The following is a 17,315-nucleotide window of genomic DNA, read 5'->3' as shown; positions in this document are numbered from 1 at the left end:
GTGTCTAAACCCGTCCTGCTTCAGATCTCGATCATCTCCCGCACCTTGGCCGTCAGTTGGTCAAAGGCAAATGGCTTGGTGATCATCTGCATACCTTCCTCGAGAAAGCCCGAGCGGGCGCTGGCGTTTTCCGCGTAGCCGGTGATGAACAGCACTTTCAGGTCAGCCCGCAGCTGTCGGCCGATGTCCGCCAATTGACGTCCATTCATGCCGGGCAGGCCGACATCGCTGATCATGAGGTCGATACGCTGGCTCGATTCCAGAATCGGAATCGCCCCGACCGCATCACCGGCTTCCACGTACGCATAACCCAGTTCGCTCAGCACCTGGCTGACCAGCGCGCGCACGGCCGGATCGTCTTCAACCAGCAGAATGGTTTCGCCCTCACGGGCCTGGGGTGTGTCGCTGGGAAGGGCGGGGGCCTCTTGCTGTTCGGCGCCCTGATAACGCGGCAGGAACAGCTGCACCGTGGTGCCATCGCCCACTTGGCTCTCGATCGCGACGTGACCGTGTGACTGCTTGCTGAAGCCGTAGATCATCGACAAGCCGAGACCGGTACCCTGGCCGATGGGTTTGGTGGTGAAAAACGGATCGAACGCCCGGCTGATGACGTTCTCTGGCATCCCGCAGCCCGTGTCGCGGACGCTGAGCACCACGTAGTCGCCCGGCAGCAGGTTCTCGTAGGCGTTGGTGAACTCGCGGTCGAGATGGCGGTTGAAGGTCTCGATCATCAGCATGCCGCCGTCTGGCATGGCGTCACGGGCGTTGAGCACCAGGTTGAGCAGGGCGCTTTCCAGCTGGTTCGGGTCGGCCTCGGCGGTCCACAGTTCCGGGTCCAGGCACATGTCGAGGCGGATGCTCTCATTGACGCTGCGATTCAGCAGTTCGCCCATGGAGTTGACCAGGTCGTTCATCAAGACCGGCTTGGGGTCGAGCGATTGGCGCCGCGAGAACGCCAGCAGGCGATGGGTCAGGGCCGCAGCGCGGTTGGCCGACGTCACACCGAGGTCGATAAGGCCATCGAGATCGTCGGTGCGACCCCGTGCCAGACGCCGCCTCAGCAGCTCGAGGCTGCCGATGATCCCGGTCAGCATATTGTTGAAGTCGTGGGCGATACCGCCGGTCAGCTGGCCCACGGCTTCCATTTTCTGCGACTGACGCAGGACTTCTTCGTTATGACGCAACTGCGAGGTGCGTTCTTCGACTTGCTGCTCCAGCGTTTCGTTGAGGCGGCGCAGCTGGTGTTCCGCCAGCTTGCGCTCGGTGATGTCCGACGTCACACCGGAAAGCAGGCTGACGCGGCCGTTCTGCGCCCGAATCGCCCGTGCGCGAATATCGATCCAGTGCACCGACCCGTCCGGCCAGACGTTGCGAAACTCGATGATGAAGTCTGCGCCGCTGTCCAGGGTGTGCTGCAGAGCCGACTGCATGCGCGGCTGATCTTCGGCATGCACCGAACTCAGCCAGTCGTGGTAGGAGAGTGGGTCGCGCTCGGCCCTGCCAAAATGCGCCTTGGTGATGTCCGAGCACTCCAGCGCCAAAAATTCGGTGTCCAGCTGCCAGGAACCCAGGCGTCCAGCCTTCAGTGCATGCTGCAGCCGTTGTTCGCTTTCCAGCAGTTCTTCCAGGCGCGTGCGGGCTTCGTATTGTCGTCGACGGCCGCGCACCGCTGTGCTCACCAGACTGATAAGCGTCGCAGGATGAAACGGGCGCTCCAGAAATGTGACGTTGCCAAGCATTTTGCCCAAGTGGGCTGACGGATTCTGCTTCGGGCCTCCATGGTGGGTCAGCAACACGATAGGGAAGTCCGACCAGGCCGGCTGATGGGCCAGCAGCCTCAGCAGCGGGTTGATGTCCGCATTGCGCAGGGCCTCGTCGGCGATGATTGCCAGACCGGCACCGGCCATCAGCTCACTGCACAGCTGCGCAAGGTCACCGGTAATCATCGCCGGGTAGCCGGCTTCCTGCAGCATCGTCAACGCGATCTGGCTGTCCCGCCCAAGGGGGGCCAGGATAATGGCCCGCTCCGATAGCTGTCCCGGCGTGCTCACGCGTCAGTGTCCCGCAGCAGCGGATTGTTCTCACCGTGATACTGAGGGATGCCACGCAATACGCCCTGAAAGGCTTCCAGTGGTTCGCCGATGGTCATGCCGGACGAACTGATGCGATATTCACGAATGGTTGACTCATGGGTGCCTGTGCGTTTTTTGATGACAGAAATGGCCCGACGGACCTGACCCAGCGCTTCGAAGTAACGCAGCAGGATCACCGAATCGGCGAGGTAGGTGATGTCCACCGGGGTCTGCATGTCGCCGACCAGGCCGTGCTGGGCGACGGTCATGAACGTCGAGGCGCCATGACGGTTGAGGTAGAGCAGCAATTCGTGCACGTGCAGGACCAGCGCGTTCTCTTCAGGCATCGCGGCCTGGTAACCGTTCAGGCTGTCGATCACCACGGTCTGGATGCCCAGTTCGTCAACACAGCGGCGAACGCGGTGGGCAAATTCACCCGGGGACAGTTCGGCAGCGTCGACTTGCTCGATCAGCAGATTCCCGGTGGCTTCAAGGGCGCGCAGATCAATGCCGAGGTTGCGCATCCGCGTGTACAGCAGGCCCAGTTCTTCATCGAAAATAAACAGCGCTGCCTTCTCGCCGCGCGCTACTGCCGCCGCGGCAAATGTCAGAGAAATCAGTGATTTGCCGGTGCCTGCAGGCCCCAGAATCACCGTGCTGGAGCCGCTGTCCAGTCCGCCCCCGAGCAGGGCATCGATTTCCTTGATGCCGCTGCTGAGCTGTCGGCTGACATACCCGGCGCGGTGCTCGGCCGCCACCAGGCGAGGGAATACCTGAATGCCGCCATCCATGATGTTGAAGTCGTGATAGCCCCCGCGGTATTTCTGGCCGCGGTACTTCACCACCCGCAGGCGGCGGCGCTCGGCGCCGTAGGTCGGCGTCAGGCCTTCAAGGCGGATGACGCCGTGGGCCACACTGTGCACGGTTTTATCCAGGGACTCGGTGGTGAGGTCGTCGAGCAGGACAACTGTCGTGTCGTAGCGCGCGAAATAGTGCTTGATCGCCAGGATCTGCCGGCGGTAACGCAACGAACTCTGTGCCAGCAGACGAATTTCCGAAAGGCTGTCGATGATCACCCGGGATGGTTTGACCTTTTCCACAATTTCGAAAATCTGCTTGGTCGCCTCGCCCAGCTCAAGGTCAGAGGAGTACAGCAAACTCTGCTGATGGGCAGCGTTCAACAGGTCTTCAGGGGGCGTCAGCTCGAACACCGAAATGTTCTCGTCCAGCTCCCAGCCGTGGGAACGTGCGCCGTCGCGCAATTCGCGCTCGGTTTCAGACAACGTAATGTACAGACCCCGTTCGCCCGCTGCTGAACCCGCCAGCAGAAACTGCAGCGCGACGGTGGTCTTGCCGGTGCCGGGCTCTCCTTCCAGGAGAAACACGTGGCTGCGTGAAAGACCACCCGCGAGGATGTCGTCCAGGCCCACGATACCGGTTGCCGCTTTTGATGTAGTCAAGAATCGCCCTCTTGCGACCTGAGAAAGTGTCGGGCGCCAAAGCAGGTTCGGCTGCCCAGGCCGTCAGGGTCGTGAAAATCCGATCCCGTGTAGCCAACACTCTGGACCGTTACCGGGTAAGACCGTTCAGTTTTCTTACTGGCCGATCAGTGGCATCTGCTGGGGTTTCCGCCATATTCGCCGTCCGGCAAATGGCGCAACCGTGGCCTGCGAGCGCACATACTGACTTGCTATGATCCGGCGTCAAGGAATAAACCTCGTCTGACCCCGGAAGGATCAACATCGTGTCTGACTACAGTGCGTTCAAGGTCGAACTGGCCGACCACATTGCCCATGTGCAAATCAATCGCCCGGAAAAAATCAACGCGATGAACGCGGCGTTCTGGCAGGAGATCGTCAAGATTTTCCGCTGGATCGAGGACACCGACGACGTCCGCGTGGTCGTGCTCAGTGGCGCCGGCAAGCACTTTTCAGCCGGCATTGACCTGACGCTGCTCGCGTCGGTAGCCAACGAGCTGGGCAAGGACGTGGGCCGCAACGCGCGCCTGCTGAGGCGCAAGATCCTGCAGATGCAGGAATCCTTCAGCGTTGTCGACCGCTGCAGCAAACCGGTGCTCGCGGCCATTCAGGGCTACTGCATCGGCGGCGCCATCGACCTGATCAGCGCCTGTGACATGCGCTATGCGGCAGACGATGCGCTGTTTTCCATTCGCGAGATCGACATGGGCATGGCGGCAGACGTTGGCACGTTGCAGCGCCTGCCGCGCTTGATCGGCGATGGCATGATGCGCGAAATGGCCTACACCGGGCGTAACGTCGGTGCCGAAGAAGCGCTGCGTATTGGCCTGGTCAACCGCACGTTCACCGACCTGCCGCAGCTGCTCGACGGCGTGTTCGCCATCGCCCGTGACATCGCAAGCAAATCACCCATCGCCATCAGCGGCAGCAAGCGCATGATCGGCTACATGCGCGATCACAGCGTGGACGACGGCCTCGAATACGTTGCCACCTGGAACGCTGCCATGTTGCAATCGGCCGACCTGAAGCTGGCAATGGTGGCTCACATGAGCAAACAAAAGCCGGTCTTCGACAATTGACTGACCTATTTGAATGCATAACTGCCTGCCGCTTCTGAGCGCTTCATCAAGCTGCAGACGGTCAGGTCGGTGATCAGAGGAGTTGAGGCATGACACGCCCGAAGCGTTGGACCACCGCTGTGCTTGATGTTCAGGCACCCGGCGGTTGGGCTGTGGTTCAGAGTGACCAGGGCTTTTTGAAGGACAGCAACGGCGTGCTGTTCCCGCGCGAGTGGCTCAAGCGGCAGGATTTGTCCTTGATGCATGAGCACGGCATTGGCCATTTTGACGGCGAGCCGGTGTACGTGCAGACACTTCGAGATGCGCAGGCGTTGGATGTAGAGGGTGCGCAGTGGCAAACCCTGCGCCAGTTCATGCTCGCCGACGACGCCGAGGTGTTCCAGATGCTCGGTTACGCGGCGCAGATCAGCACCTGGGCCCGTGAACATCGTTTTTGTGGCAGTTGCGGCCAGCCGGCCCGGCAGGTGCCGGGGGAGCGGGCGATGTATTGCCCGCATTGCGATCTGCGTGCTTATCCGCGGATCTCGCCGAGCATGATCGTACTGATCACCCGCGGCGACGAAGTGCTGCTGGCGCGTTCACCGCGTTTCGTGACCGGGGTGTACAGCACGCTGGCCGGATTCGCCGAGCCCGGAGAGTCGGCCGAGGATTGCGTGCGCCGCGAGGTGATGGAAGAGGTGCAGGTGACGGTCAGGAACATCCAGTACAAGGGCAGCCAGTGCTGGCCGTTCCCGCACTCGATGATGCTCGGCTTTCACGCCGAATACGCCAGCGGCGAGATCGTGCCCCAGGCAGACGAAATCGAAGACGCCCAGTGGTTCAGCATCCACGACCTGCCGCCATTGCCGGCCAGTCGCTCGATTGCGCGCTATTTGATCGATCTTTACCTGGCCCAGCGCTCAGGCTCAGTTGAACCAGTGTTGCCAGGCCAGGCGGACGGTTAACCCCAGCACCACGGTGATGAACACCGGGCGGATGAACTTGGCGCCGCCCTTGATCGCGGTTCTGGCGCCCATGAAGGCGCCGGCCATCACCGCCACGCCCATCGTCAATCCGATCACCCAGTCCACCGAGCCATTGATGGCGAAGATCATCAGCGCAGCGGCGTTGCTCACGAAGTTCATGCTGCGCGCCACGCCGCTGGCTTTCACCAGATCCACCGGGTAGATCAGCAGCGTGCTGACGGTCCAGAACGCCCCGGTGCCGGGCCCGGCCACCCCGTCGTAAAAGCCCAGCCCGAGGCCTTGGGGCACCTGCCATTTGGTCTTGATCGGCGCGTTGCTGTCCAGCGGTGCTTTGGGCGTGCCGCCGAACAGCAGGTAAAGCCCGCAGCCGAACACGATCACCGGGAGCATCTGATTCAGCAGCTCGGCAGGCAGATAATGTGCGACGACCGCGCCGATCAGCGCTCCCACCGCCGTACCGATCAACGCGCGTTTCCACTGCGCCGGGTGAAACAGCTTGCGGCGATAAAAGGTGTAGCTGGCGGTCGCCGAGCCGAAGGTCGAGCTGAGCTTGTTGGTGCCCAACACCAGATGCGGCGGCAGGCCGGCAGTGAGCAGGGCAGGTGTGGTCAACAGACCGCCGCCACCGGCGATGGCGTCGATGAAACCGGCGACAAAGGCAACGACAGCCAGCACCAGCAGGGTGGTGGGTTCAACGGTGAGTTCGAAAGGCATGGGAAGGTGCTTATCGGGCAGATGGGCAGAATGGCTGCCCGGAAGCGCAGCATTCTACCTGCAAGGCGGACGGTGGAGTAGGACTGGCTTCAGCCGGGAAGAGGCCGGCGTGAACACAATCAATCTCGCGGTGTGGCACCTGACGCCTTCCCGGCTAAAGCCAGTCCCACTCACAGCGAGCGCGGTGTGTCAGGGGGTGCACGCTCTTGTTGTGGGACCGGCTTCAGCCAGGAAGAGGCCGGCGCGAACGCCCTCAATCTCGCGGTGTGCAGCCTGACGCCTTCCCGGCTAAAGCCAGTCCCACTAACAACGTGCGCGGTGTGTCAGGGGGTTCACGCTCTTATTGTGGGACCGGCTTCAGCCGGGAAGAGGCCGGTGTGAACACAATCAATCTCGCGGTGTGGCACCTGACGCCTTCCCGGCTAAAGCCAGTCCCACTCACAGCGAGCGCGGTGTGTCAGGGGGTGCACGCTCTTGTTGTGGGACCGGCTTCAGCCAGGAAGAGGCCGGTGTGAACACAATCAATCTCGCGGTGTGCAGCCTGACGTCTTCCCGGCTAAAGCCAGTCCCACTCACAGCCCGCGCGGTGTGTCAGGGGGTGCACGCTCTTATTGTGGGACCGGCTTCAGCCGGGAAGAGGCCGGTGTGAACACAATCAATCTCGCGGCATGACACCTGGCTCAAATATCCGAAAGACTCACCCAGCGCATCTCCTTCGCCGCCACGCGAATCGCTGTGGCCAGGCGCTCGACTGCCATGGCTTCGGCAAAATCGGTCCCGTTTGAACCCTGCCCACCCAGCGCCTGAATCAGTTCGTGCACTTCCAGCGTCTTGAGCTCGTTGTACCCCAGCTGATGTCCCGGCGCCGGGCAGAAAGACGCATACCCCGGTTGCGCGGGCCCCGCCAGAATTCGCTGAAATCCGTCGCGTCCGGGGGATCCTGCCCGGTACAACCGCAGCTCGTTCAAACGTTCTTGATCAAACGACAACGTGCCTTCGGTGCCGCCGATCTCGAAGCTCAAGTGGTTCTTGTAGCCGTGCTTGAGCCAACTGCTGCCGAACGTACCCCGCGCGCCGTTGGCAAAGCGCAGCAGGGCGTAAGTCTGGTCATCGATGCTGATCGCCCGTTGCTCTTCACTGCCGCGGGTGGCCGGGCGTTGTGGGTGCACCGTTTGCGAGTCCGCGCACACCGCGTCGACGTCGCCGAGCAGGTACCGCGCCATCGCCAGCAAATGGCTGCCGAGGTCGGCCAGGGCGCCGCCGGCATGGGACTCCTCGCAGCGCCAGGACCACGGCGACAGCCCATCGCCCATGAAGTCCTCGCTGAACTCCCCCTGAAAACTGACGATCCGCCCCAGCTCACCGCTTTCGATCATCTGCTTCGCCAGCCCGATGATCGGATTGTGCTGGTAGTTGTAGCCCACCCTCGTCACGACGCCGGCCTTGCGCGCCGCCGCCTGCATCTCCCGCGCCTGTTCCAGACTCACCGCCAGCGGCTTCTCGCAATACACCGCTTTGCCCGCGTCAAGGGCCGCCATCGCCATGGGGAAATGCAGCAGGTTCGGCGTGGTGATTGCCACCAGGTTCACCGCCGGATCACTGATTAACTGTTGCCAGTTGCCATGACTGCGTTCGAACCCCCAACCGGTTGCGCACTGTTCCGCGCGCACAGCATCCGCATCGGCCAGCGCGACGAGCTTGAGGTTGAAGGGAAGATCGAAGGTGGTGCGTGCGTTGTGGAACGCCAGGGCATGAGCCCGACCCATGAAACCCGTGCCGATCAGGCCGACGCCCAGTTCTGGAAGAGAATTCCCGCGCATGACAGCGTGTCCTTTGAGACCTGTTGTTGTGCGGAAAATGTAGGCGGTTGGAGGTTCCTGATGGAATCTTTATTCCATCAGGAACACCTCAGTTCACCTCAGCGGCTCAGGTGTGCTCAAGAGGCTCAGGACAGGAAACCGCCATCCACATTCAATGCCACGCCTGTCGTATAGCTCGACGCATCGCTGGCCAGGTACAGCACCGTCCCCGCCATTTCGCTCGGCGCCGCCACCCGCTTGAGCGGGATCTGCGCCAAAGCAGTGTTGAGGATCTTCTCGTTGCTCACCAGCGCCGAGGCGAATTTGGTGTCGGTGAGGCCGGGTAGCAAAGCGTTGCAGCGGATGCCGAACTGCGCGCACTCCTTGGCGAAGACCTTGGTCATGTTGATCACCGCCGCTTTGGTCACCGAATAGATGCCCTGATACACGCCCGGCGACACGCCGTTGATCGACGCGACGTTGATGATGCTGCCGCCGCCGTGCTCGCGCATCAGCTTGCCGGCTTCCACCGACATGAAGAAATAGCCGCGGATGTTCACGTCAACGGTCTTCTGAAACGCGCCGAGGTCGGTGTCCAGCACGTTGCAAAACTGCGGGTTAGTGGCTGCGTTATTTACCAGAATGTCCAGGCGGCCAAACTGCTCGCGGATCTGCGCGAACACTGCCGTGATCTGTTCCATTTCACCGATGTGGCAGGCGATGGCCGTCGCTTGACCGCCCTCGGCGAGAATCGCGTCCGCCACCTGCTGGCAACCGTCGATCCGGCGGCTCGAGACGATGACATGGGCGCCTTGTTGGGCCAGCAGTTTGGCGATCGCCTCGCCGATGCCACGGCTGGCGCCCGAAACGAAAGCGATCTTGCCATCGAGGTCGAACAGTTGAGTCTTGGACATTGTTGTTTTCCTTGTCGTGTCGCAATCAGAGGCTGGAACGCTCAATCACTTGCAGAGCCATGCGCTCCAGCAGGGCGTTCATGTGAATGAACTGGGCGAAGCGCTTGTCCTGGGTCTGGCCGTGGAAGAAGCGGAAGTAGATCTGCTGGACGATGCCGGCCAGACGGAACAGCCCATAGGTGTAGTAGAAGTCGAAATTGTCGATGGCGATGCCCGAGCGCTCGGCGTAGTACGCCACGAACTGCTCGCGGGTGAGCATGCCCGGCGCATGGCTGGGCTGACGCCGCATCAGTTGCACCGGCGCCGGGTCGTCCGCCTGAATCCAGTACGCCAGGCTGTTGCCCAGGTCCATCAGCGGATCGCCCAGGGTGGTCAGCTCCCAGTCCAGCACGCCGATGATCTGCATCGGGTTGTCGGGGTCGAGGATCACATTGTCGAAGCGGTAATCGTTGTGCACCAGGCTGGAAACGGGATGGTCCTCGGGCTTTTTCTCGTCCAGCCAGCGGGCGACCTTTTCCCAGCTCGGTGCGTCGGCGGTGCGCGCTTTCTCGTAGCGCTCGGTCCAGCCGCGAATCTGCCGCTCAACGTAACCTTGTGGCTTGCCCAGGTCGCCCAGCCCACAGGCGGTGTAATCCACCTGGTGCAGCTCGACCAGCCGATCGATGAAGCTCTTGCACAGGGCTTCGGTTTGCGCGGCGTTGAGGTTCAGCTCGGCGGGCAACTCCGAGCGCAGGATGATGCCCTTGACCCGCTCCATCACATAGAACTCGGCACCGATCACGCTATCGTCGGTGCAATGCAAGTACGCCTTGGGGCAGTAAGGGAAGGCGTCCCGCAGCTGATTCAGGATGCGAAATTCGCGGCCCATGTCGTGGGCGCTTTTTGCTTTATGGCCAAAAGGCGGGCGGCGCAGGACGAATTCCTGCTCCGGATACTTCAGCAGGTACGTCAGGTTCGACGCGCCACCGGGAAACTGGCTGACCTGCGCGCTGGCGCTCAGGCCGGGGATATGGGCTTTCAGATAAGGGTCGATCAACGCAGCGTCGAGTTCTTCGCCGGATCGAACCTGGGTGGACTGGTCGGTGAGCGGCATGCTTATCCCTGCAGATTATTATGGTTGGCCAGGATCATTGGCTAATCTAATGCGCTCCGGCGCCGGCGAACAAGGGCTATTGGCGTGGGTGTTACGGGGCAATCAGCCACCCTGATTCACGGCTTTCGCGAGCAAGCTCGCTCCCACAGTGTGCCGTGCTACACAGAATATGCACGCGGACACGCACCACGCTTTCGCGCATAAACACGGTCCCGGTGGGAGTGAGCTTGCTCACGAAGACGGCATTTCAGTCGCTGAATACTTAGCGGCCGTTCCCCTGTCTTCGCGAGCACAGTCCGGGCGAAAAAAAACCGAAGCCGGGCAGCTTCGGTTTTTGCAAGAACGGTGCGTTCTCAGGAAGGGAACAGCTCGCTCAGTTTCATCGCCAGCATCATGTCGCCTTCAGCGCGCAGTTTGCCGCCCATGAATGCCTGCATGCCGTCGGTCTCGCCGCTGACGATGCCTTCCAGGGTTTCGCCGTCCATCACCAGCGTGACCTGGGCGTCCGGGTTTTCGCCTTCCTGCAATTCGCAGGCGCTGTCCTTGACGATCAGGGAGAAGTTCTTGGTTTCGTCGATGCGAAAACCGAACACCAGGTCCAGGCCTGCAGCGGCGGCTGGGTTGAACTTGGCTTTCATGGCTTGAACGGCGTTTTCTACGGAGCTCATGGTGTGATCCTTTTATATGAGTGATGACGAGCACTTTGCGGGTGCGGTTGGCCGGGCTCAGCGGTAGGTGATGAGCTCCGGCGCCTTCATCAGTTGCAGGTGCGCGTAACTGTTGAAGGAAGCCAGGGACACCTCGCGCTCACGGAACTTCAGGTGGTTGAGCGAGGTGTTGACGATGTGCCAGTTGAGTTCGAAGGCCTGGGTGGCCGGCATTTGCGAGATCAGGTGGAGCAGGGCAGTGATGGTGCCGCCGGAGGTGAACACGGCGATGCGATCGCTTGGCCCGGCGCTGTCTAGAATCCCGCTCAGGCCCGCTTCAACCTCCTCCACGAACGCTTGCCAGCTCTGCAGCGCGGCGGCGTCGTGATCGCCCACCAGCCAGCGGCGAATGATCGCGGCAAACAGCCGCTGAAACTCGGCGCGGTTGTTGGCGGCGTCGCGCATGATCTCGAAGGCATGGGGCTCGTCATCCAGCATGGCCGGGAGCAGCGCACGGATCACGCCTTCGGCGTTGAATTCATTGAAGGCGATGTCGGTTTCAAGTTCGGGGGTGGGGAGGCCGGCGGCGTTGAGCTGGGCAATCACCGTTTCAGCCGTGTGGCGCTGGCGGTACAGGGCGCCGCTGATGCAGCGGTCGAAGGTCAGGCCGAGCTGCGCGAGGTGTGCGCCGAGGATTTCCGACTGGCGAAAACCGGTGGGCGACAAGACGTCGTAATCGTCCGCACCAAACGAGGCCTGGCCATGTCGTATGAGATAGATGCTGCCCACGACCGCGTCACCCTGGCACGTTGAAAGTGCTGGGAGGTTATGAGGACGGCCCGCGGTCTGTCAATGAAAAAACATACGCTCGTTTGAATTGGCCGATCTGTCCCGTATTCGCCCGTCTCGTCACTGGCCCGGCCACCGGCGCACCGGTATGCTTGGCCCCATTCGCGATCCTCTGCCGAGGATCTGCTGTACCGGTAAGGAGTTTCTGTGGAGTTCATTTTCGATTACGCCAGTTTCCTGGCAAAGACCGTCACCATCGTGATCGCGATCATCGTGGTGCTGGTGGTCATCGGCTCGATGCGAGGTCGAGGGCGCCGCGGTGCAGGCGGTCAGTTGCACGTCACCAAGCTCAATGACTTCTACAAAGGGCTGCGTGATCGCCTCGAAGGTTCGCTGCTGGACAAGGCGCGGCTCAAGGCGTTGCGCAAGTCCCAGGCAAAGGAACTGAAGAAGGACAAGAAGTCCACCGAGGTGAAGTCGCGTGTCTACGTGCTGGACTTCGACGGTGACATCAAGGCCTCGGCCACCGAGAACATGCGCAACGAGATCACCGCGCTGTTGACCCTCGCCACCCCCAAGGATGAAGTGGTGCTGCGCCTGGAAAGCGGCGGCGGCATGGTGCACAGCTATGGTCTGGCATCGTCGCAACTGGCGCGGATTCGTCAGGCGGGCATTCCGCTGACCATTTGCATCGACAAGGTCGCGGCCAGCGGCGGCTACATGATGGCGTGCATCGGCACCCGGATCATCAGTGCGCCGTTCGCGATTCTTGGGTCGATTGGCGTGGTTGCCCAGCTGCCTAACGTCAATCGCCTGCTGAAGAAGCACGACATCGATTTCGAAGTGCTGACCGCCGGCGAGTACAAGCGCACGTTGACGGTGTTCGGCGAAAACACCGAGAAGGGTCGCGAGAAATTCCAGGAGGACCTGGACATCACCCACGAGCTGTTCAAGAACTTCGTCGCCAGTTACCGCCCGCAGTTGCAGATCGACGAAGTCGCCACCGGCGAAATCTGGCTGGGCATCGCCGCCAAAGACAAGCAACTGGTGGATGAGCTGAAGACCAGCGATGAATACCTGTCGGAGAAAGCCAAAACCGCCGAGGTGTTCCATCTGCACTACGCCGAGCGCAAAAGCCTGCAGCAGCGTGTGGGCATCGCGGCGAGCACCTCGGTCGACCATTTGGTGACAGGGTGGTGGGGCAAGCTGACGCAACAGCGGTTCTGGTGATTGATCGCTTGAACGCGCTGCGCGAAGGTTGCAGGAACCCATTGCAGGAACGGCTTTAGCCGGGAAGGGGCCAGAGCAGGCGCGACGTGGATAGTGTTCAGACTGACCTCTCCCCGGCTGAAGCCGGTCCCACTCAATGCAGCCCGTGCAGCTGTTGAGAATTTGAGTTAACACGAATGTGGGACCGGCTTTAGCCGGGAAGGCGTCAGGCGCCACACCGCAAAAGTGAGGGTGTTTGCACTGACCTCTTCCCGGCTGAAGCCGGTCCCACTCAATGCAGCGCTAGCAGAAATTAAAAAGCCCCGACTTCTCACGAAGGCGGGGCTTTTTGTTCAGCATCTTTTAACGTGGAGTCAGCAGCAGCGACTTAACGGCGCCGGAACAGCGGCAGCGGCTCGTCGGTGGCAGCTTGATACGTCACGGAAAAGTCCCTCAGACCTTCCAGCGCTTCGTACGGGTCTTTGTCCGCACGAATCGCGAACGCGTCGAACCCACAGCGGTGCAGGTAGAACAGTTGATCCCGCAGCACATCACCGATGGCCCGCAACTCGCCCTTGTAACCGTAGCGGTCACGCAACAGGCGGGCGTTGGAGTAGCTGCGGCCGTCGGTGAACGCCGGAAAGTTCAGGGCGATGACCTGAAACTGATCCGCGTCGTCGCCGATTTCCTCGGCTTCCTCATCGCTGTCCAGCCAGACACCCAGACCGCCGTCGCGGGCCTTTAGCGCATGGGCATGCTCGCGCCACAGGTTCAGCGGCACGATCAGGTCGTCGCAGTTGGACAAGCTGTCGAAGGTCGTGTCCTTGGGCAGCAGGTGCCAGGTCTCGTCGATGACCGCGTTGTTCTTAATGATTCGCTGCATAGACGCGCTCCTTGAAAGGGTCGATGCCAATACGCTGGTAGGTATCGATGAAGCGCTCGTCTTCGTTGCGTTTCTCGACGTAGACGTTGATCAGCTTCTCGATCACATCCGGCATGACGTCCTGTGCGAACGACGGGCCGAGGATCTTGCCCAGGCTGGCGTCGCGGCTGGCGCTGCCGCCCAGCGACACCTGATAGAACTCTTCGCCCTTTTTGTCCACGCCGAGAATACCGATGTGGCCAACGTGGTGGTGACCGCAGGCGTTCATGCAGCCGGAGATGTTGAGGTCCAGCTCGCCGATGTCGAACAGGTAATCAAGGTCGTCGAAACGGCGCTGGATCGATTCGGCAATCGGGATCGACTTGGCGTTGGCCAGCGAGCAGAAGTCGCCGCCCGGGCAGCAAATGATGTCCGTCAGCAGGCCGATGTTCGGCGTCGCGAAGCCTTGCTCGCGCAGCTCGCCCCACATCGTGAACAGTTGGCTCTGCTCAACGTCGGCCAGGATTATGTTCTGCTCGTGGGACGTGCGCAGTTGACCGAAGCTGTAGCGGTCGGCGAGGTCGGCGATGCCATCCAGTTGCTTGTCGGTGAGATCGCCCGGGGCAACACCCGTGGGTTTCAGCGACAGCGTCACCGCGGCGTAACCCGGCTTTTTATGGGCCAGGACGTTGCGCGAGCGCCAACGGGCAAAACCGGGGTGCTGTTTATCCAGCTCAGCCAGTTCGGCGCTGTAATCGGTCAGCGGCTTGTAGTCCGGGTCGACGAAGTGTTTGGCGACGCGATGCACTTCGGCCTCGGTCAGCGTGGTCTGGCCGCCGCGCAGGTGGGCCATTTCGGCCTCGACCTTCTCGGCGAACACTTCAGGTGTCAGGGCCTTGACCAGAATCTTGATGCGCGCCTTGTACTTGTTGTCGCGACGGCCGTAGCGGTTGTACACACGCAGGATGGCATCGAGGTAGCTCAACAGGTCTTGCCACGGCAGGAACTCATTGATGAACGCACCGACCACTGGCGTGCGGCCAAGGCCACCGCCGACCAGCACGCGGAAGCCCAGTTCGCCAGCAGCATTCTTGACCGGCTCCAGGCCGATGTCGTGCACTTCGATGGCGGCGCGGTCGGACGTCGAACCGTTGATCGCGATCTTGAACTTGCGCGGCAGGTAAGCGAATTCCGGGTGAAAGGTCGTCCACTGACGGACGATTTCACACCAGGGGCGCGGGTCCACCAACTCGTCGGCTGCCACGCCGGCGAACTGGTCCGTGGTGACGTTGCGCAGGCAGTTGCCGCTGGTCTGGATCGCGTGCATCTGCACGGTGGCCAGCTCGGCGAGAATGTCAGGGATGTCTTCGAGTGCCGGCCAGTTGAACTGCACGTTCTGGCGGGTACTGATGTGCGCGTAGCCCTTGTCGTAATCGCGGGCGATCTTCGCCAGCATCCGGGCCTGGCGTGAAGTCAGCTGGCCGTAGGGCACAGCGACGCGCAGCATCGGGGCGAAGCGTTGGATGTAGAGGCCGTTTTGCAGGCGAAGCGGGCGGAACTCTTCTTCGCTGAGCTCGCCGGCCAGATAGCGGCGGGTCTGGTCGCGGAACTGCTTGACGCGGTCCTCGACGATCCGCTGATCGTACTCGTCGTATACGTACATGGTGGTCCTGTCTCAGGCGGTTCACTGCTGCTGGGCCAGCCGGAAAGGCGATGCGTTGTCGTCTGCTTTCAGGCTACCGAACAAATCTGCGCGCACGGCCGCGCACTCCTTGCGGAGCCGGGGGAGGTTACCAGTTTGCAGATATGCGCAAAAGTGATGTTTGAGTATATGCACAGAACCGAAAGTGCTAAGCAGCACGTCGGCTAGGCATAGCCTCACTTGTGATAAGGGCATCCCTGAACTTTACTGAGGCGATGGCTGACGACGTCCGTCGTTGGCACGCGAGTTTTGCGATCACCCATAAAACAGACAAAAGGCGATGCAATGCGAAATCACCCGAAAGTTGCCAAATCCGAAAGCCATGTGGATGCATGGGCCATTCTTTTCATCATTGTGCTGGTTGTGGGGGCGGTGGCGTTCTGGGTGACGCACCAGTAGTGGACATGGCCTGCTCGGCGAAGAGTGCCGATGCCGCGGGAGCCCCGCCATTGAAGGTGGCGGGTCCATGTGCCAGACCGGACCGGACTGAGGGTACTCGGTGAAGTCGGATTAAACCGAGAGCAGCGCCCTGGATCCTGCTCTGCCCTCAGCCATTGATGCGAGAAGCATCATCGGTCCGCCGACCACGAAACAATCCCCGCCCCAAGCGCTCCCCAAACCGCACCCCAGGCACCTCGATGTAGCGATGAACCAACATCGAAAGGACCACAACCGCCACCACCACCAACAGCAACAACAGATTGTCGTTCAGGGCACTGCCTGTACTCAGATAACGCACCAGCGACCCCGGCATCTCGCCGGGCCTGTCCACCAACAGCGGGTAACCGCCGAACTTGGCCGCCACCGTCAGCCCGGTGGCGACCACGAAAATCACCGCCGCATGGGTCAGGTAAATCGACAGCCACAGCCTGCCCAGCGCCGGAAAGGGCCGCGGCTGCAACAGCCGCGAAACCGCTCCGGCTTCCCACGCAAACACCAGAATCGCCAGGCAAAACAGCAGCGCCAATTCAATCGTCAGCGGGGGCTCGCCGTCCACCATCACCCAGCCGATCGTCGCCAATATCCCCAGTTCAAGCACGCTGGCCAGTGCCACTCCCGGCACGAAATTCCGCAGCCGCGCATACAGCCTGTACGTCACCGTGCCCGCAAAGAAACACGCCGCGCCCCACAACACATAACGCGTCAGCAGACCGGAATCCGCGAACAGCCCGACAAACGCCAACCCGCCCAGCAGCGTGAACAGCATCCGCGCCATTCTCGGCAACGCGTAGCAGATCAGCCCGAAGATCAGCCACAGATAAAACACTACGCTGACCCACCACGACGGGTAGTTGAACGACAACGCATTGAAGCCCGGCCACCACGCCTGGATCAGCAGCACATTGGGCAGGATCTCCCCGGGCGCCCGGTCACCACTGAACGCCGGGAAATTCAACAGCAGCCCGTAGCGCTCCATGACTAGCTTCAAACACTCGAAACCGATGAAGAACAACAGTACCGCCAAGTGCAGCGGCATCACCCGGCAGGCGCGGGCCATCGTGAAGTCGCCGAGCTGGCGCGCAGTCGTAAGCGTGCCGACGTAGCGGCGGTACATCAGAAAGCCGCTGAGGGCAAAAAACAAACCGGCGAACTGGCTGGCATTACGGAAAAACGCCAGCTCTGTGATGCTTCGCTCGATGTGCGAGTGATGAACAATCAGGGTCAGGGCGCAGAGACCGCGCAGGCTGTCGAGCACGACGAATCGCTTCATCTTGAGGATCCTTTTTCAGATGAGTCAGGCGTGCGGGCACGCGAACAGGCGCCAGCAGGCGTGCAGGGCAGAGCAAACAATGAAAGGGTGCGACAGGCACGAAAGTTACCACCTTCGACACTGAGGCCGATGAGTGGGCAGGGCACATAAAAAACCGGTGAAAGGCACGGCGTGAGGCGAAGCAGACCCAAGGTCAACAAGCGTCGAGACGAATCCGGGTCTTCGTATAAGTGTCGCCAGCGACGGGCAGCAGTATGCCGAACCGCAAACCCGGACGGAAC

At 61.4% G+C, this 17,315-nt stretch carries 14 protein-coding genes; 3 read left to right on the top strand and 11 right to left on the bottom strand.

Annotated elements, in window-relative coordinates; translation table 11 throughout:
- Window positions 1-20 precede the first annotated feature (20 nt).
- Both AC3ISG_RS14705 and AC3ISG_RS14700 read right to left on the bottom strand, forming a co-directional pair.
- Window positions 21-2,051 (bottom strand): response regulator, encoded by a 2,031-nt coding sequence (locus AC3ISG_RS14705; protein WP_489297301.1) that lies wholly within the window; start codon window positions 2,049-2,051, stop codon window positions 21-23.
- Window positions 2,048-3,532 (bottom strand): ATPase domain-containing protein, encoded by a 1,485-nt coding sequence (locus AC3ISG_RS14700; protein ID WP_122538334.1) that lies wholly within the window; start codon window positions 3,530-3,532, stop codon window positions 2,048-2,050. Before AC3ISG_RS14700 ends, AC3ISG_RS14705 begins: the two co-directional genes overlap by 4 nt.
- A 284-nt stretch (window positions 3,533-3,816) precedes the next feature.
- Between AC3ISG_RS14700 and AC3ISG_RS14695 the strand changes: the two genes are divergently transcribed.
- Window positions 3,817-4,629: a crotonase/enoyl-CoA hydratase family protein gene (locus AC3ISG_RS14695; RefSeq protein ID WP_489297300.1), complete on the top strand. Its 813-nt coding sequence runs from the start codon at window positions 3,817-3,819 to the stop codon at window positions 4,627-4,629.
- Window positions 4,630-4,718: 89 nt separating this feature from the next.
- Window positions 4,719-5,573, top strand: coding sequence for an NAD(+) diphosphatase (nudC, locus tag AC3ISG_RS14690; RefSeq protein WP_489297299.1), 855 nt, complete (start codon window positions 4,719-4,721; stop codon window positions 5,571-5,573).
- Here the strand turns inward: nudC and AC3ISG_RS14685 are convergent.
- The 6 genes from AC3ISG_RS14685 to AC3ISG_RS14660 form a co-directional block, all read right to left on the bottom strand.
- On the bottom strand, window positions 5,535-6,308 hold the full coding sequence (locus tag AC3ISG_RS14685) for a TSUP family transporter (protein ID WP_489297298.1): 774 nt from the start codon (window positions 6,306-6,308) through the stop codon (window positions 5,535-5,537). The two genes, nudC and AC3ISG_RS14685, sit on opposite strands and share 39 nt — an antisense overlap.
- A 680-nt stretch (window positions 6,309-6,988) precedes the next feature.
- Window positions 6,989-8,128 (bottom strand): Gfo/Idh/MocA family protein, encoded by a 1,140-nt coding sequence (locus AC3ISG_RS14680; RefSeq protein ID WP_489297297.1) that lies wholly within the window; start codon window positions 8,126-8,128, stop codon window positions 6,989-6,991.
- A 125-nt stretch (window positions 8,129-8,253) separates the two neighbouring features.
- Window positions 8,254-9,021 carry an SDR family oxidoreductase gene (locus AC3ISG_RS14675; RefSeq protein WP_489297296.1) on the bottom strand — a complete coding sequence of 256 codons (768 nt, stop codon included), beginning with the start codon at window positions 9,019-9,021 and terminating at the stop codon, window positions 8,254-8,256.
- Window positions 9,022-9,046: 25 nt separating this feature from the next.
- A complete protein-coding gene (locus AC3ISG_RS14670) occupies window positions 9,047-10,114 on the bottom strand; it encodes a phosphotransferase family protein (protein ID WP_489297295.1) in 1,068 nt (355 codons plus the stop codon).
- A 353-nt stretch (window positions 10,115-10,467) separates the two neighbouring features.
- Complete coding sequence (locus AC3ISG_RS14665) at window positions 10,468-10,782, bottom strand: SCP2 sterol-binding domain-containing protein (RefSeq protein WP_489297294.1); 315 nt, start codon at window positions 10,780-10,782, stop codon at window positions 10,468-10,470.
- 57 nt (window positions 10,783-10,839) lie between these two features.
- A complete protein-coding gene (locus AC3ISG_RS14660; protein ID WP_489297293.1) occupies window positions 10,840-11,550 on the bottom strand; it encodes a histidine phosphatase family protein in 711 nt (236 codons plus the stop codon).
- Between the two features lie 207 nt (window positions 11,551-11,757).
- On the opposite strand from AC3ISG_RS14660, the gene sohB reads away from it, so the two are divergent.
- Window positions 11,758-12,780 (top strand): protease SohB, encoded by a 1,023-nt coding sequence (sohB, locus tag AC3ISG_RS14655; protein WP_122538352.1) that lies wholly within the window; start codon window positions 11,758-11,760, stop codon window positions 12,778-12,780.
- 367 nt (window positions 12,781-13,147) lie between these two features.
- Here the strand turns inward: sohB and AC3ISG_RS14650 are convergent, their stop codons facing one another.
- The 3 genes from AC3ISG_RS14650 to AC3ISG_RS14640 all read right to left on the bottom strand — a co-directional run bounded on the left by AC3ISG_RS14650 (window position 13,148) and on the right by AC3ISG_RS14640 (window position 17,034).
- The gene (locus AC3ISG_RS14650; protein WP_074887803.1) at window positions 13,148-13,642 is read right to left on the bottom strand and encodes a DUF934 domain-containing protein; all 495 of its coding nucleotides are present in this window, start codon (window positions 13,640-13,642) and stop codon (window positions 13,148-13,150) included.
- On the bottom strand, window positions 13,626-15,284 hold the full coding sequence (locus tag AC3ISG_RS14645) for a nitrite/sulfite reductase (RefSeq protein WP_485617923.1): 1,659 nt from the start codon (window positions 15,282-15,284) through the stop codon (window positions 13,626-13,628). Before AC3ISG_RS14645 ends, AC3ISG_RS14650 begins: the two co-directional genes overlap by 17 nt.
- A gap of 586 nt (window positions 15,285-15,870) precedes the next feature.
- Window positions 15,871-17,034: an acyltransferase family protein gene (locus tag AC3ISG_RS14640; protein ID WP_489297292.1), complete on the bottom strand. Its 1,164-nt coding sequence runs from the start codon at window positions 17,032-17,034 to the stop codon at window positions 15,871-15,873.
- Between the last annotated feature and the right edge of the window lie 281 nt (window positions 17,035-17,315).

Source organism: Pseudomonas sp. GL_135, assembly GCF_057834665.1.
This window is presented reverse-complemented; position numbering and strand designations above follow the sequence as displayed.

Coding starts and splice junctions, on each gene's coding strand:
- nudC (WP_489297299.1), top strand. CDS start 4,719: ATGACACGCCCGAAGCGTTGGACCACCGCTGTGCTTGATGTTCAGGCA.
- AC3ISG_RS14685 (WP_489297298.1), bottom strand. CDS start 6,308: ATGCCTTTCGAACTCACCGTTGAACCCACCACCCTGCTGGTGCTGGCT.
- AC3ISG_RS14680 (WP_489297297.1), bottom strand. CDS start 8,128: ATGCGCGGGAATTCTCTTCCAGAACTGGGCGTCGGCCTGATCGGCACG.
- AC3ISG_RS14675 (WP_489297296.1), bottom strand. CDS start 9,021: ATGTCCAAGACTCAACTGTTCGACCTCGATGGCAAGATCGCTTTCGTT.
- AC3ISG_RS14670 (WP_489297295.1), bottom strand. CDS start 10,114: ATGCCGCTCACCGACCAGTCCACCCAGGTTCGATCCGGCGAAGAACTC.
- AC3ISG_RS14665 (WP_489297294.1), bottom strand. CDS start 10,782: ATGAGCTCCGTAGAAAACGCCGTTCAAGCCATGAAAGCCAAGTTCAAC.
- AC3ISG_RS14650 (WP_074887803.1), bottom strand. CDS start 13,642: ATGCAGCGAATCATTAAGAACAACGCGGTCATCGACGAGACCTGGCAC.
- AC3ISG_RS14645 (WP_485617923.1), bottom strand. CDS start 15,284: ATGTACGTATACGACGAGTACGATCAGCGGATCGTCGAGGACCGCGTC.
- AC3ISG_RS14640 (WP_489297292.1), bottom strand. CDS start 17,034: ATGAAGCGATTCGTCGTGCTCGACAGCCTGCGCGGTCTCTGCGCCCTG.